General features: G+C 37.5%; 10 protein-coding genes. 5 read left to right on the top strand and 5 right to left on the bottom strand.

From position 1 onward, the window contains the following. The 3 genes from J7E57_RS19505 to J7E57_RS19495 all read right to left on the bottom strand — a co-directional run. On the bottom strand, positions 1-1335 hold a 1335-nt coding region (locus J7E57_RS19505; protein WP_215166239.1), incomplete at its 3' end, for a M1 family metallopeptidase. A 123-nt stretch (positions 1336-1458) separates the two neighbouring features. Continuing rightward, positions 1459-2199 (bottom strand): carboxypeptidase-like regulatory domain-containing protein, encoded by a 741-nt coding sequence (locus J7E57_RS19500; protein ID WP_215124821.1) that lies wholly within the window; start codon positions 2197-2199, stop codon positions 1459-1461. 68 nt (positions 2200-2267) lie between these two features. Further along, a complete protein-coding gene (locus J7E57_RS19495) occupies positions 2268-2615 on the bottom strand; it encodes a Spx/MgsR family RNA polymerase-binding regulatory protein (RefSeq protein WP_215124822.1) in 348 nt (115 codons plus the stop codon). Positions 2616-2965: 350 nt separating this feature from the next. Between J7E57_RS19495 and J7E57_RS19490 the strand changes: the two genes are divergently transcribed. Then, positions 2966-4504 carry a sensor histidine kinase gene (locus J7E57_RS19490; protein WP_215124823.1) on the top strand — a complete coding sequence of 513 codons (1539 nt, stop codon included), beginning with the start codon at positions 2966-2968 and terminating at the stop codon, positions 4502-4504. Positions 4505-4758: 254 nt separating this feature from the next. Next, on the top strand, positions 4759-5433 hold the full coding sequence (locus J7E57_RS19485) for a LytR/AlgR family response regulator transcription factor (protein ID WP_215124824.1): 675 nt from the start codon (positions 4759-4761) through the stop codon (positions 5431-5433). Between the two features lie 245 nt (positions 5434-5678). Here J7E57_RS19485 and J7E57_RS19480 read toward each other — a convergent pair whose 3' ends face one another. After that, positions 5679-12071, bottom strand: coding sequence for an alpha-2-macroglobulin family protein (locus J7E57_RS19480; protein WP_215124825.1), 6393 nt, complete (start codon positions 12069-12071; stop codon positions 5679-5681). Positions 12072-12235: 164 nt separating this feature from the next. Here J7E57_RS19480 and ribH point away from each other — a divergent pair, with 164 nt between their 5' ends. From ribH to ytxJ, 3 genes are all read left to right on the top strand, one after another. Continuing rightward, positions 12236-12727 carry a 6,7-dimethyl-8-ribityllumazine synthase gene (gene ribH, locus J7E57_RS19475; protein WP_025145257.1) on the top strand — a complete coding sequence of 164 codons (492 nt, stop codon included), beginning with the start codon at positions 12236-12238 and terminating at the stop codon, positions 12725-12727. Between the two features lie 113 nt (positions 12728-12840). Continuing rightward, positions 12841-12963 carry a hypothetical protein gene (locus J7E57_RS27285; RefSeq protein ID WP_255420130.1) on the top strand — a complete coding sequence of 41 codons (123 nt, stop codon included), beginning with the start codon at positions 12841-12843 and terminating at the stop codon, positions 12961-12963. Between the two features lie 89 nt (positions 12964-13052). Next, a complete protein-coding gene (gene ytxJ / locus J7E57_RS19470) occupies positions 13053-13385 on the top strand; it encodes a bacillithiol system redox-active protein YtxJ (protein WP_215124826.1) in 333 nt (110 codons plus the stop codon). 541 nt (positions 13386-13926) lie between these two features. Here the strand turns inward: ytxJ and J7E57_RS19465 are convergent. Then, complete coding sequence (locus J7E57_RS19465; protein WP_215124827.1) at positions 13927-15444, bottom strand: malate:quinone oxidoreductase; 1518 nt, start codon at positions 15442-15444, stop codon at positions 13927-13929. Between the last annotated feature and the right edge of the window lie 20 nt (positions 15445-15464).

Genomic DNA, 15464 nt, shown 5'->3' with positions numbered 1-15464 from the left:
ACCGTTAATAAAGGTATTGAAGCCTTCATCCATCCAACCATATTTACGTTCGTTGGAACCCACAATCATAGGGAACCAGGTATGGCCGAATTCATGATCGATTACGCCCCATGCACCTGCTTTTTTAGCTTTCCAACCACAAAAAACAATACCAGGATATTCCATGCCACCTACATTGGTAGCCACATTAACTGCCATTGGATATGGATATTCGAACCATTTGGCTGAGTAGTGCTCAATGGTAGATTTTACATATTCTACACCACGGCCATATGCATCAATGCCGTTGCTTTCTACTGGTTGTGCAGAAACAGCCAGGGATTTTTTACCGCTCGGCAAATTGATTCTTGCCGCATCTAACACAAAAGATTTAGATGAAGCCCAGGCCGCATCGCGGGCATTTAAGATTTTAAATTTCCAGGTTAATTTATCTTTCGCCGGACGGGATTTTGGATCTGTTACCTCCTCTTCTGTACGGATGTGAACGGTAGCATCGCTAAGTTTAGCGGCATTCCACCTTTTTAATTGTTCTGGTGTAAAAACTTCGGCAGGGTTTAATAATTCGCCCGAGCCCATTACGATATGGCTTGCCGGTGCGGTAATGGCAAAATTAATATCGCCATATTCGCAATAAAATTCACCGCCGCCCCAATAAGGCAAAGTATTCCATCCTAGCACATCATCATACACACACATCCGTGGAAACCACTGTGCAATAGCAAAAATTTCACCATTTTTTGTAGTTAAATGTCCTGTCCTGTCCGAGCCCTCTTTTGGGATAACGAAAGAATAGTCCATTTTAACAGTTACAATATCACCATTAGCTGCCATTGGTTGGTCTAAACGGATCTGCATGCGCGTATCTTCTACCAAAGACGTAAATTTTACGGCAGCAGCTTTTTGCAATACACTGATGTTCTGGATTTTATAACCACCATCAAATTTTTCACCTTGTGCACCATAACGGCTACGCGCTGGTGTAATGGCATAGCCACGTGAAGTTTCTTTAAAAGTATTTTGGTCTAATTGCAGCCATAAATAAGGCAATTTATCGGGACTGTTATTTTTGTAAGTAATGGTAACGGTACCCGTAACCGTATTTTTAGTTTCATCGAGATTAGCTGTAATGTTGTAATCAACGCGGTTTTGCCAATATTTTGGTCCGGGTGCGCCAATTGCAGAGCGGAATTCATTCCCGTTTTGTGTATAAAATAATGGTCCAAAGGCTTCAGCAGGATTATAATTTGTAGCTGGTGCCGGTGTTGTAGCTTGCTGGGCCGATGCAGAAAAGGCAAAAACGCAACAAACCAAACATAAAGTTATTAGTTTAGTCAATTTCATGATAATAATAAGGTTGTAATCAGGTGGTAAATATAAAAAATAACCACATATAGATTTATATGTGGTTATAATGTTACCAATAATCGCTATAATGCTACCGATAGTGATTACTGTATATTAATTTGCTTTTAACTTCGGCAAATCCTGTAGTTTTCTTTCTTGCGGGGTTAATTTTTTCCACGCTACAAAGGCACGTGAAATATAATAAGCATAACGGTATGGCCTTTCTGCCTTTACTGTCTCTACTGAGGGGCGATAAATAATCATGAAGTTTTTAAGTTCCTCGCCCTCTAGCTTGGTCATATCCGTAATGGCCTTTGCGGTAAAGTTCTCATCGATTTCCTGGAGATACATTTCCTTTTCCTCCAAATCGGCCTCTTTTCGTTGTTGTCTTCTATATTTACCATAGCCAAGATTTAGGTTTAAGCCCCCAACCTTGTCGGTCATGCGTTTACGGTTTAGGTTTCCACCTGTACTTAATAGTGTATATTTTTCCGCTAATGGATCTTTCGCATCTGTAATCCGGCTATTCATCCGCACTGCTGTAATATCTACATCTTTTAAACTGTTCGATTTAACCGGAAGATATATCGTTCTATTTAACAGGTTGGTTAAGTACAGCGTATCGGTATGATAGCCAACGGCAGAAAACTCTAAAAGATCGCCAATGTTTGCACCAATGGCATACTTACCTTCTTTATTTGTACTCGTTGATTTTTTACTGTTCAGGTTTCTGATACTAACACCAGGAAGAGAGAGCGTTTTTTTCGAGTAATCGAAAACCGTGCCTGTAGTTACCGTTTGTGCAAAAACGCCAATGGGCAAGGCAAGCAATAGAAAAATGATCAGTTTGTACATACTCAAAAGTAACTTAGTTCGACATTTAAAAGCTGCATTTAACAAACTTTAACATTAGAACAATTGAATCAGGCTAGTGTTTTTAAATAATTGTCATCATCAAATCCAATTAATATGGCTATGTTGTTTTGCTCAATAATCGGACGTTTTATTGCGCTGGTATTTTCTTTTAAATAAGCTATTGCCAAATCTTGGTTATCAATTTTAGCCTGCTCTTCTTTAGTGAGTTTTTTCCAGGTTAAACCTTTGCGGTTTAATACCGTTTCCCAACCAAAGGTATTACACCATTCATTTAATTTTTCAGTTGTAATGCCTTTTTTCTTGAAATCGTGAAATTCAAAATCAACCTGATGTGCTTTTAACCAATCGAGCGATTTTTTAACTGTATTGCAATTTGGAATTCCGTAAACGGTCATATTGAATGAATGAATTTTTAATGGTTGACTGAATGTAAAAGCAAAGTTAATAAACTGTTTAGCTTTATACTTAATATTTTGAAGATCCTTATTTTATTGTGGCGCTGGATGTAGTTTCCAATATTTCTATCTGACACTAATCGTAATTATTCATTCGGGTATGAATCCAACTATCAGTCAGATGGTAACATCTGACAGCACAATGAAGAAAGTTGACAACGCTAAAAAACCGATCTTAAAATCAAATAACCTAAAAGTCCTATTCATTCATCCCATTTTTTGCCCCATCCATCACATTTTAAATATAGATGTAAATTCTCTTCGTAAAATTGTGGTATAAACTAAAACAAATGGTAATTCTATCAGGTAACCCATCTACAATAAAAACCAAAAGCATCAACCAGCTTGAATTTTGGATTTCTACAACACTATATGTGCTGGCCCTAATTGGTATCTGCTCATCCACAATCTATAGCTCGGGCAATTCTTACCGTTTTGAAGAAAGCCATCTTGATTATAGTGTAATGGCAAACTTCTTTATTCCAGAATTATTTAAGATCACCAATCTGTATATCAGCTTTTTATTGTTCAATTTTTGCCTCATGCCACAACTTGCAAATAAGAATAACATAACCCTTAATCTTATTCTTACGGTTTTGGTCACAGTATTCTCTGTAGTAGCCTGGATGGTTTACAATACCTATTCTCAAGCATACAGGTTGGTTGAATATGATAACATCGATAACGCTTATGGGATCTTTTTTGGCGAAGCTTTTACTTATATTTTCTTTTTATATCTACTCTTTAATGCTTATGCCTATTTTAATGAGCGGGGCTTAGAATTACTAAAAAGAATCCCGGTATTAAAAAATTACCATAGCAACATCGTTCCAGAGCTCTTTATAAGCACCAAAATCTGGCTGATTTCGCTCATGATTTTTGCAGCCGTACTTTCAGTAAGAATAGATTACGAAATACTGATCGTTTGGGTAATTGTACCACCGGTAAATATCTTTCTAGCTTTTTGCTCTATTTATTACGTTATTCCAAACCTCAGAAAGGATTTTAAAGGTTTTGGCCGGTATTTTTGGGGAAATGTAGGTTTAACCATTATCCTCTCACTGCTACTGTCGATCGTCCTTATCCCTTTTATGCGTAATGGTGCTGTAGTGCCGATTACCTTACTTTTAAACGCAATATGCTTAATCTGCATCACTACGCCATCTGCATGGTATATTTACAAACATAAATTTGAAAAACAGAGCGAAATCCAGATGCTTAAAACAGAATTAGGCAAATCGGATGCGAACCTAAATTTCTTAAAATCGCAGATCAATCCGCACTTCTTATTCAATGCTTTAAATACCTTATTCGGAACAGCTTTGCAGGAAAATGCAGAAAGAACGGGCGAAGGGATCCAGAAACTGGGCGATATGATGCGTTTTATGCTCCATGAAAATACCCAGGATAAAATTTCGTTAACCCGAGAAGTAGAATACCTGAACAATTATATTGATTTACAAAAGCTCCGTACCTCTCGATCTGCAGATATCAGGATCGATACACATATTGAAGAGCAGTTAAATAGCCTGCAGATTACGCCGATGCTGTTGATTCCATTCATTGAAAATGCATTTAAACATGGTATTAGTTTGCAACAGCCTTCGTACATTAAAATTACCTTGCAAACCAAAGAAAAAACTTTGTATTTTGATGTAAGCAATAGCATTTACATTAAGGCAGATAACGATCCGGAAAAATTAAAAAGTGGCATCGGATTAGAAAATGTTAAACAACGTTTATCATTACTTTATTACGGAAAACACGAATTAATTATCCGCGAAAGTGCCAATGAGTTTTTTATTCATTTAACTTTGCATTTGGATTAAGGCGGTAAGTTCCCCAAGAGAACAATTGATAAACGAAAATTGGCCTAACCAGAAATTTGTTTGTAAAAATCCCTATTATTGATCTCAAGATGTCGTCATTTCGAGCGCAGTGCAACGAAGCCGAGAAATCTATATCAGCAGATCTCTCCATTTCGTTTCACTTCAGTCGAGATGACGATTGCATGTTACCTTGAAAATGCTTCCTTTGTCAGCACCACAAAAAGAGAAAAAACGTAAAGAAAAGAACATACAAAATGATTGCCATTGCTATAGATGATGAACCGATTGCACTAGAGATTATAAAATCGCATGCCTCAAAAGTTCCATTTGTAACATTGCAACAAACTTTTACAGATGCCTTTGCAGCCATCAGCTATCTCCAGCAGAACAAGGTTGATTTAATTTTTCTGGATATTAAAATGCCAGATATCAGTGGAATTGATTTTTTAAAGAGTTTGAGCAAACCTCCAATGGTTATTTTTACAACAGCCTACACTGAGCATGCTGTGCAGAGTTTTGAACTCGATGCTGTAGATTATCTGTTAAAACCTTTTTCACTTTCTCGTTTCCTAAAGGCTTGCAATAAAGCCCAGGAACTTTTTAACCTGCGCAACCAGAAGCAGGAAACAAAAACAGCATATATTTTCGTAAAAGATGGTTACGAGCAAATTAAGGTGGAGTTGGACGAAATCCTTCATGTGGAGGCTTCAGGCAATTACACCAAGATACAGCTGAAAGACAAACTTTTAAGCTCGAGGATTACCATTAACGATTTGGCTGAACTGTTGCCAAAAGCAGATTTCATTCGCTGTCACCGGGCTTTTATTGTAGCTAAAAACAAAATATCCAAATTTGACCGCAACCAGATTTGGATTGGAGAAAAAATTATTCCTATAGGTGCAACTTATGGAGGCATTCAGTTGACCTAACACTGTTACAGATATGATTTTACATCCTGCTATTTATCCTTAAATAGCAGTAAAACCACCTCAAACCTAGACCTGATTGACGGGGAAAGCTCCCGGTTTAAGCACTTGTTTTCACTGTTTTATATGTGCTTGCTTGTTTCACAGGTTTCACCGGGACTTGTACCAAAAGCAGGACTGCAGCAACCAAACCATTACTGAAATTGCTCTTCAAATGTTAATAATCAATAACAGCCACTTATGCCATATTAAGGCTTTACATTTACCCTAATTCCTGCTGAGTGGGTAGTAAACTCTGGTGCATACATACTTTGCAAGCTAGTAATTCCATTTGAAAAATTTCCGGCATGAGTAACCCTTAATGGATATTCAAATACGTAGGTTCCTTTAGGCATATAACTAATAAAGAAATTGGTTGAAGCATCTTTTGTACTTTCATAATAGCCCAAACCATCCTGATATTTATACATGGAGATTACGTTTACAGGCTCAAAGCCCGATGAACGCATATCTTTCAAATGAATATATTCCATATCCCTATCACAATAAATTTCAATACGCACTTTCAATAAATCGCCAGGGGCCAAAATATTGGTTGCCGTAAGTGGAGTTAAAACATCGCCTTTTGCGCTAGCTTTTTGAACAAACAATTGTTTGTTGATTTTAACACCTGTGTTGGCTGGGGTAATTTTATCCAATTGCTCAAAATATTGCCAGTACAATGCGCCCCAGGCCACGGTTTGGTTGTTGTTTTTAACCTCTACTTTCCCCATTTCTGGTTTTATATTAGCCGCTGCAATAGTTAATTTTTGATAACCCGTTCCGGCTTCTTTTACGGCATTAGGTTGTTGCAAATCTGCTATTTTTTGACCGCCAATAGTTATTTCAGGTTCATTGCGCTCTGTCAAAAGGTTAGTACCTTTCATTAGCAATGCATAACAAGCCGCCGTAGTGGCTTTGGTTGTTTTCCAGTCGTTGGTCTGTTTGTTTTTGAGCAACCAGATTTTCATTTCCTCCACCGATTTGGCATCGTTAGCCACTTCGTCGAAAGCCTCTATTAATAAAGCCTGTGTTTCTATCGGGCTTTGGTACCACCACCAGCCAGCTTTATTTGTAGCCCAGTACATGCCGAGTTCATCATTCTGCTGAGCCGTTTGATTTAATAACGTAATGACTTTTTTGGCTTCTACCTCATTGCCGTTTCTATTTAAAACCAAGGCGGTTTGTGCCAACTGGTAAGTATCAAAGGTTTTCCAGCTCGCTATTAATTTTTTCAGATAGAAATCTTTGGCCTTTAAAAAATCTGCATTGTTATTTTTTTGATTGGTGTAACTTCTGGCGAATAGATAGTGCAACGGCAAATAGGCAAAACGTTTTCCTTTCACTTCATCTTTATAATCTTTAACCAGCTGTGCATCTAAATAAATAATGGCTTTGTTAAGCATTACATTAAAACTAGGATAAGCTTTTTCGTCAATCAGTTTTAGTTTTTTTAACTGGCCCATTCCTAAAACTATGTGCTGTGTAATGTACCGATCTTCCTGCATGCCATTAAACCACGGAAAGGCACCATTGTTAAATTGCATTTTCTCTAACTTTTCGAAGTTGTTTTTTAACTCGTAAGTCATTCTATTCAAATCGAAAAGTATGGCCAAACGTTTTTTACGCTCGTTTTCATTGTCAGCATTACGCACCCAAGGCGTTTCTTCTAACAAAATTGATTTGAGCTCCTGGTTTTTCTCCAAGTTAGACAAGAGGGCTTCGCCATTATTTGTATTTTGCCATTGTTCGAAAACGGTTTTAATTTTTGGTGAGGAATTAATGATACCTGTTGCAAAACTATTGGCATAAAACCGGCTAAAAGTTTGTTCAGCGCACTCATAGGGGTATTCCATTAAATAAGGTAAAGCTTGCACGGCATACCAGATGGGATTTGAGGTAAACTCGAAAGTTAAACTTTGGTTACGTAAGGTTTTTGAAGCTCCTGATTTCTCCAGCTTCACAAAGTCGAAAGTTTTACTGGTATTGCCACGCACGTTTATGGGCATACTTTCGGTAACCAACATAGCATTTGCCAAAACAGGAATGGTATTTTCTTCACCATCGCTAAACTTACCACTTTGGGCCAAAATTTTGTAGGTAATGGCATTAATTCCCGACGGAATAATTAATGTCCATTTTAAAACCGTATTGCCCGCATCATCAACTTCAAAAGTTTTTCCGGTTTTTTCGTTTGTTCCAAAAATCTGGATCGGTTTTGCGGTTAAGGCATCTGTAAGTGCTAAACTGGCATTACCGATAAGTTTTTTGCCTGCCAGGTTATTTAGTTTGGCGCTTAATAAAATGGTATCCCCTTCGCGGAAAAAACGTGGCGCATTAATGGCAATGGCCAATTGTTTCTGGGTAACCAATTCGTTGGTGATGGATGCCGTTTTTAAATCTCTGGTGTGTGCAAAACCCATCATTTTATAGCGTGTTAAACTTTGCGGGATGGTAAACTCGATCTTGATTTCGCCCTTGGCATCGGTTAACAATTGCGGATAAAAAAATGCGAGCTCGCTGAAATTGGTACGCGGTGTAATGTTGGGTTTTTTGATGACAGGCTTGCCATTCACGATTTCTAAACCTGTTTTAGGGTCATAGCTGTTAATGCTTACGAAATCATATGTCCCAGCATCATCTACTGCAACTGCTTTTTCTTTTAATTTTTCAACTGTTGGAGCTGCGGCACTTAATCCGGCAGCCCTCCCTTCCAAAGTTGACATCCCTTTAATTTGAACAACCGAGCCAGTCATGTTTTGTTTTTTTTGTGCTCCGTATCCGGTAACCACCACCTCATTTAAAGCTTGCCCATCTTCTTTCAGCGTCACATCAATCCGTTTTTTAGCGCCTACTTTTATAGAATGGTTTTTAAAACCTATAAAAGCAAAACTCAATGTTTCTCCTATTTTAGCATCATTAGTATAAATACCAAAAACATTTGTAGTGGTTACTGTTTTGCCCGATTTTACCTGTACACCTGGTAATATTTCACCGTGTTCATCGAATACCACCCCGTAGGTTAATTTACCATTGGCCAACTCAGCTAATTTCTGAACAGCCTCAGGAGATAAACCCTTTCTTTTGGGCTTTTTCAGATTGTTTATATAATTGCGGTAACTATAGTTGTAGCCACCATAGTAATTGTAACCAAATAAATTAAGGTTTTCGTAACCACGTGTAATTAGGCTATAATTATTTTCAGATCTTAAAAACCATAAATAACCTGGGTTCGCGATGTCATTTACATTGAAGTGCCAAATGTAAAAATAATAGTTAAAGCCTGTAGGTAACTGCGTATTCCAATCCATTCTTTTCAAGTCGTCCAAACTTGCGTCGTATAACGTAGCCACCATTTCGGCCATCTGCTTTTCACCATTTTTATTACTGATCTGTAGTTTCCAGCTTTCTTTTTCACCGGGCTGAAGCTTATTTCTAAAGGTTAAAAACCTGATATCTAACTCTTTTTTCGGATCTATAATTTTAACCTGTTGCATAGAACTATAAACCATACCTTGATGTACCATGGTAAATTGTACCGCAAAGCCATCCTCGTAATTACTTTTCGGTTTAATTTTAACAAAACTTTGTTTTGGCGATAGATTAAGCCATACTTTTTCGGCTATACTGTCACGATAATAAACTTCATAATATGCCCTGCTGTTATCGGCTAAGCCTGCCAAGCGGAAAACAGCACTTTCAGTCGCTTTAATCACGCTTACTTCAGGAGCAATCCATTCGATATTAGATTGTATCGTTGCAGGCGCTTCATTATAGATAACTAAATACTTATTTACTTTAATGGTATCGTTCTGCTCGTTTATGGCCATTAAATTGATTTTATAATAACCTGGTTTTAGATTTTTTTGGTTGAAGATTAAACTCCCCCGACCATTTTTAACAGTAGGGCTTTGTTTCAATTCTACCGATTTTATTGGCCATTTGGCGACTTCGAGTTCGTTGTTATAATCCTCATCCGGAAAATTTTTAATAAACTCCTCTTTACTTAATGCATAGTTCTCGGCATAAAACGGGCTCTTGTTCATTAACCTGGATGGCGCCTGCAACAAACTCCATTCTGCCTTAACATTCGCTTTAATGGGTTCGTTGTTTAAATTGGTTACCCAGAATGGGATACTATCGGTTTTGTTGCTTACATAAATAACCTGTTCGGTACTGACATTAAGATTGATATCTTTTTGCCCCACATTTATCGCTGTGGTTTTCGTTCGGGTTTCGCCATTTAAATCCGTTACCTCAGTTTCAATCTCGTAGCTATAATTCTGTTTGGTATTGGTGGCCTTTGCAAAAAAGGTGATATCGAATTTGCCACCTGGTTTGGTATTTGTTTTGCCACTGGCAATCTGCTTTCTTTCACTATATATATTTGAACCATAAATAGCATTACGTTGCGTGTAAGTTAAGTGGTAATCGTACAATACTCTACGGAAAACCTTATAATTTACCTTTGCATTATTTACGGAATATCCTGAAAAAGAACTGGCTTTACCTTGTACTTTAATGCTGTCGTTCAGTTTGTAGTGCTGATTAGGTTTATCAAAAACGACCTCAAAAGTTGGGCGTTTGTATTCCTCAACCTGTACATTAATACGTCCATAATCGGTTTCAATTTCCATCTGGCCATTTAATTTCCCCATCGGGATATTAAAAGATCCTTGAAAAGTACCAAAATCATTGCTCGTTACATTAGTCGAAGTTATTTCCTTTCCGTTGGCATCATTAAAAAAAACCTCAAGTGTTTTATTTACTTCTATTTTATTTTTGCCATCTTTCGATTGCAAGCATATACCCTTGTAGTAAATGGTTTGCCCTGGCCGATAAATAGGTCTATCAGTAAAAAGAATTACACGTTCTTTATCATCGTCATCCCGATAGGTGTTATAATTATTGATGTTTACTTTCAATTCATCTTTTCCAAGAGTGGCCACCGCAAAAGACATATTCCCTTCGGTTTCATTTGTAGTTGCATAACCATTTTCATTAGTGATAATTAAATCGCCATTAATATATTTCCGCTTATTATAATCATATCGCTGTTGTTGGATTTTAACATTTTTTAAGGGTGCACCATCGCTAAGCTGGCTAACAAAATATTCATGTTTTTCAATATTGCGCCTGTTGATTACAGCCATTGCAGTAACCTTAAAATTAATATTGCTATAAACAGTATCTTTTTGTTCACGGTTAACGGTTTGGGCAATCAAAGTATAATTACCAAAGGGTAAACCATCTATCTTATCAATTAGTGTATGGCTTTGGTAATCGCTAGTTTTTGGCACCACGACCAACCGTTTTTTGATTACTTTATTTTGGTTAAAAAAAGTCAAAAAATCGCCCTTGTTTTTAAACTGTTCGTAATCATTTTGAGATTCAGGCGCTTTAAACAACCTAATATGTACTGTATCTGTATTTTTATACGATAATTGCAACTGTGCAGGTTTATCCGGCTGGATATATCCTTTTATTTTAATTGATAACTCACTGCTTTTAATCTGCTTGATTAAATTTTCAGCGTTTCGGGCACCGATACTTTTGGGATAGGCCTCAACAGCTTTTTTGGCTAAAACAACGGCTGTTAAAAGATTTTGTTTGTTGGTATCAACAGGCAATTGCGCATTTTTATGCATAAGGGCCTGTTCATATAAGATATCGGCATAAACTTCGGTTTGGGTGCTTTGTTCAGCCAAATTACTCAAAGCGTTATTGTACAATTCCTGATTCTCGCCACTGAAATTTTGCAGCACAAATTTTAAGCGTTTTAAATCAACATCGGCCAATGCCGAAAAGTTATCGCTGTTTTGATGAAATCTGATCAGATTTTTAAACAACTGCAAAGCTTGCGGTTTAAACAATGTACTATCATTTGTGAGTTCCATCACCAAAAAATCCTGTCTGTTGCCAAACCAAGCAGCATTGCTCATATCAATTGAGTCATCATCATATTGTGTAAGGTTAATCTGTGTGTTGCTAAAAACATCGATGGCCCGGTGTGCAAGCAGATCATACAGTGTTGGCCTGTAATTCCGGTTATTTTTATCACCCGCCAAAACGGCATCCAAAACATCAACTTTAGTTTGTTGCAAAATTTCGGCTTCTTTTAACGATAACAGGTAGTATTTTATCGTTTCTTCGTTTAGTTTTTTAATGCTCCAGGTTTTAATATCATTGCCAATATCGCCCTGTACTTGTGTACGCGATCCAATTTGCCACCTGTTTTGTTGCAAATAATTCCAATATGTTTCGGCTAAAAGCGACTGTAAAATGCTTTTTTCGGGTTGTTTGGCATTGCTAATATCTGTGCGCAGGTCAACCAAAATTTTATCAAAGGCATTCTCTTCCAAATAGCTTTGAAACATCATCCGGTAGATAACCGATTTGATCAGCAATGGTGCATTGTTCTCTTTATTTGCCGCTTGATTTATTTTTTCGATCAAAGCCAGGGCATCCTTGGGTTTGGCCTGGTTAGCAAGAGAATCTACCCGATAAAAATCGGCCAGCGTATATTTATGCTGAGCAGAAACATCGAAGGAAAACAAAAAGGTAAAAAGAAATAAAGCGGAGATACGTAATGATATGTTCATAAGATGGCTTTGCGTTTTATTATAGATGGGCAGAACGTAAAAATTCCATAAGCGGTTAAAATTTTATCTGATGATTATACTAATCTAACTATAACTGAACTAAATGTTACAAGTAACAAACATTAAGGTTTTTAACATTCGAAGCATAACATTATCTTTGCCCCATGTCAACACAATTAAAAAATCTATCTGATTTCTCTCACACCACCGTTCCTAGTGGAGCAAACTATAAATTTGGAATTATCGTAGCCGAATGGAATGCCGAAATTACCGGTGCTTTGTACAATGGTGCTTTAAAAACATTATTAGCTAATGGTGTTGCCGAAGAAAATATAATTTCTTTACCGGTACCGGGAAGTTTCGAATTAACAGGCGGTGCAGAAATTCTATTGAGCAAAAGAAGCGATATAGATGCTGTAATCTGTTTAGGATGCGTGATTCAGGGTGACACCAAACATTTCGATTTTATTTGCGATGCAGTAGCACAGGGTGTAACCAATGTTGGCATTAAATACAGCAAACCAGTTATTTTTGGTGTTTTAACTACCAATAACCTAGAGCAGGCACAAGATCGTGCTGGCGGCAAACATGGCAACAAAGGCGATGAGGCTGCTATTACAGCGATTAAAATGGCTGATTTTTCTGCTCAAATTTAAACTTACGTTTTAATAATTATTTGTAACTTAGAATTTTAAAATCTATCAGATCCGATGAAACCATCATAACTGGTTCATGATAGCTTCATTACCATTGAAACAAACTTATGCAGATGAAAAAAGTAGCCATTTTATTATTGGCGGTGTTTTGCACCATTACCATTTTAGAATCCTGTTCTTCTAAGCTTTGTCCTGCTTATGGATCTTATCCTGAAGGAAAACGCAGAAGGAATTAATCTACCTCATTTGTAATCTCATATTCAGGTCATTTACAGAACTTTATTTAACTGTAATTGTTGTCCTGTAAAACAATACGTATAATATCATGACTTGGGTTAACTTAACTTCAATAGAACAGCTTGACGAGATCAAGAATACAAGCGGTTTTAGCCTTATTTTTAAGCACAGCACACGTTGCTCAATTAGTTTAATGGCTAAAAAGAACTTCGAATTTGATTGGGACATCATTCCCGCTGACACAAAACTTTACTTTTTAGATTTAATCAGCTATCGTGATATTTCCAACCAGATTGCCGAAATCTTTCAGGTAGCACACCAATCACCGCAGATTTTATTGATTAAAGATGGCGATTGTGTATTGGAAGCATCGCATAGCGATATTTCTGCAGATGAAGTTGCAGAAGTAATCGCGGCTTAACCATAAAGTATTTTCCACAAAAGAGGGTATTCATGCAATTGGATACCCTCTTTTGTGTAGTAAGAATATATGCCATATTTTTTTTGAAAAGCAAGGTCTGGTCTGCTATCGGTTACTGTGGTCCTGCTGTACACTGTAGTCCCGATTTTTCCACTCGGGAGCTGCCGTTCCCATCAGGTTTATTCCTTTAGGGTCTGTGAATAGAACATCAAACGTTCCTACGGAACGAAAAAATCTTTCTCCACAAGTGTTACCTGTGAAACGTTCCTAACGGAACGAAAGAAAACCAATGTTACTCATGAACCATCCATAAGAATATGATGACAGATAGCTATAACGTATCGGCCGTCCCTTCGGGACGAATGGTAGGTAGCAAATAACATTTTGTTATTTGTGTTCGTTCCGTAGGAACGTTTGGTGATGCAAATGATCAATTACCTATCCCATTATGGTCTGTGCGGACACAGACCATGGAAATACCTAAAACAAAAAAGTCCCGATTTACATCAGGACTTTGTATAAAATAATATCGTTGTTTCAATTAAGCTATTACAGCATTTTCTATTTTCAATACTTTCGATGTTCTTGTTCTGGTTTCTTTGCAAAGTTCTGGGTCCTGAGCTAAGGCTTTTCCATAGGTTGGGATCATTTCTCTGATTTTCGCTTGCCATTCGTCGGTAGCTAAATCTTCTGCAAAGCACCGGTTTAATAGATCGAGCATAATAGAAACAGCTGTTGATGCACCAGGAGAAGCGCCCAACAAAGCCGCAATAGAACCATCAGCAGCACTTACCACCTCGGTTCCAAACTCTAAAATACCACCTTGTTTTTCGTCTTTTTTAATTACCTGAACACGCTGCCCTGCATATTCTAGCTCCCAATCTTTAAGTTCGGCAGTTGGCAAATATTCTTTCAACGCTTCCAACCTGTCTTCTGGCGACTGCCTAACCTGCTCAATTAAATATTTTGTTAAGTCGAGGTTGTGCAATCCGGCAGAAAGCATCGGACGGATGTTATTAAATTTAATTGATTTTGGTAAATCCAGGAATGAACCATTTTTAAGAAATTTGGTAGAAAAACCAGCATACGGCCCAAACAACAGTGCCTGCTTGCCATTAATCATTCTGGTATCTAGATGTGGAACCGACATTGGCGGCGCCCCAACCGCAGCCTTGCCATATACCTTTGCATGGTGTTTTTTAATAATTTCTTCATTGGTACATTTCAGCCATTGCCCACTTACAGGAAAACCTCCAAAACCTTTTCCTTCAGGAATATCTGATTTTTCCAATAATGGCAAAGAACCACCACCGGCACCGATAAATACAAATTTAGCTACACGTTTACGTTTATCGCCGGTTTCTAAATCTTTAACTTTTACAATCCAGTTGCCGTCTTTATTCTTTTTCAGGTCACGGATTTCGTGATTGAAATGCAGATTAACATTACTCTGTTCCTTTAAGTTGTTAAACATATCACGGGTTAAGGTTCCAAAATTAACGTCGGTTCCCAGATCCATTTTTGTTGCTGCAACTTTTTCGCTCTTTTTACGGCCATCCATAATTAAGGGTGCCCAGTTTCTTACAAGCTCAGTATCCTCGGTATATTGCATGTCGCTAAACAGATCACATTGGGTTAATGCGTCGTAGCGTTTTTTAAGATATTCTACATTCTTTTTCCCCCAAACAAAACTCATGTGAGGAATATTGCGGATAAAATTACAAGGGTCAGAAACCAATCCCTTGTTCACTAAATATGACCAAAACTGCTTGGAAACTTCAAAATGCTCAGCAATCTGAACTGCCTTTTTTATTTCAACCGTGCCATCCTTCTTTTCGGGTGTATAGTTTAATTCGCAAAAAGCAGAGTGTCCCGTTCCGGCATTATTCCAGGCATCAGAACTTTCTGCCGCCGCAATATCTAAACGTTCGTAAATTTCTATGCTTAAATTGGGCTCTAATTGTTTTAACAAAACACCCAGGGTTGCACTCATGATGCCAGCCCCTATTAAAATTACATCAGCGTCAGTTTTACCAACTGTCTTTTTCTTTTTTGTCATCTTAGCTTAAAGGAGTTACA

Source organism: Pedobacter sp. ISL-64 (assembly GCF_018613605.1).
In the GTDB taxonomy this organism is placed as follows: Bacteria; Bacteroidota; Bacteroidia; order Sphingobacteriales; family Sphingobacteriaceae; genus Pedobacter.
The sequence above is the reverse complement of the archived record's forward strand: the minus strand, read 5'-3'. Positions and strand labels throughout refer to the sequence as shown.

Coding starts and splice junctions, on each gene's coding strand:
- J7E57_RS19495 (WP_215124822.1), bottom strand. CDS start 2,615: ATGACCGTTTACGGAATTCCAAATTGCAATACAGTTAAAAAATCGCTC.
- J7E57_RS19500 (WP_215124821.1), bottom strand. CDS start 2,199: ATGTACAAACTGATCATTTTTCTATTGCTTGCCTTGCCCATTGGCGTT.
- J7E57_RS19485 (WP_215124824.1), top strand. CDS start 4,759: ATGATTGCCATTGCTATAGATGATGAACCGATTGCACTAGAGATTATA.
- ribH (WP_025145257.1), top strand. CDS start 12,236: ATGTCAACACAATTAAAAAATCTATCTGATTTCTCTCACACCACCGTT.
- ytxJ (WP_215124826.1), top strand. CDS start 13,053: ATGACTTGGGTTAACTTAACTTCAATAGAACAGCTTGACGAGATCAAG.
- J7E57_RS19465 (WP_215124827.1), bottom strand. CDS start 15,444: ATGACAAAAAAGAAAAAGACAGTTGGTAAAACTGACGCTGATGTAATT.
- J7E57_RS19490 (WP_215124823.1), top strand. CDS start 2,966: ATGGTAATTCTATCAGGTAACCCATCTACAATAAAAACCAAAAGCATC.
- J7E57_RS19480 (WP_215124825.1), bottom strand. CDS start 12,071: ATGAACATATCATTACGTATCTCCGCTTTATTTCTTTTTACCTTTTTG.
- J7E57_RS27285 (WP_255420130.1), top strand. CDS start 12,841: ATGAAAAAAGTAGCCATTTTATTATTGGCGGTGTTTTGCACCATTACC.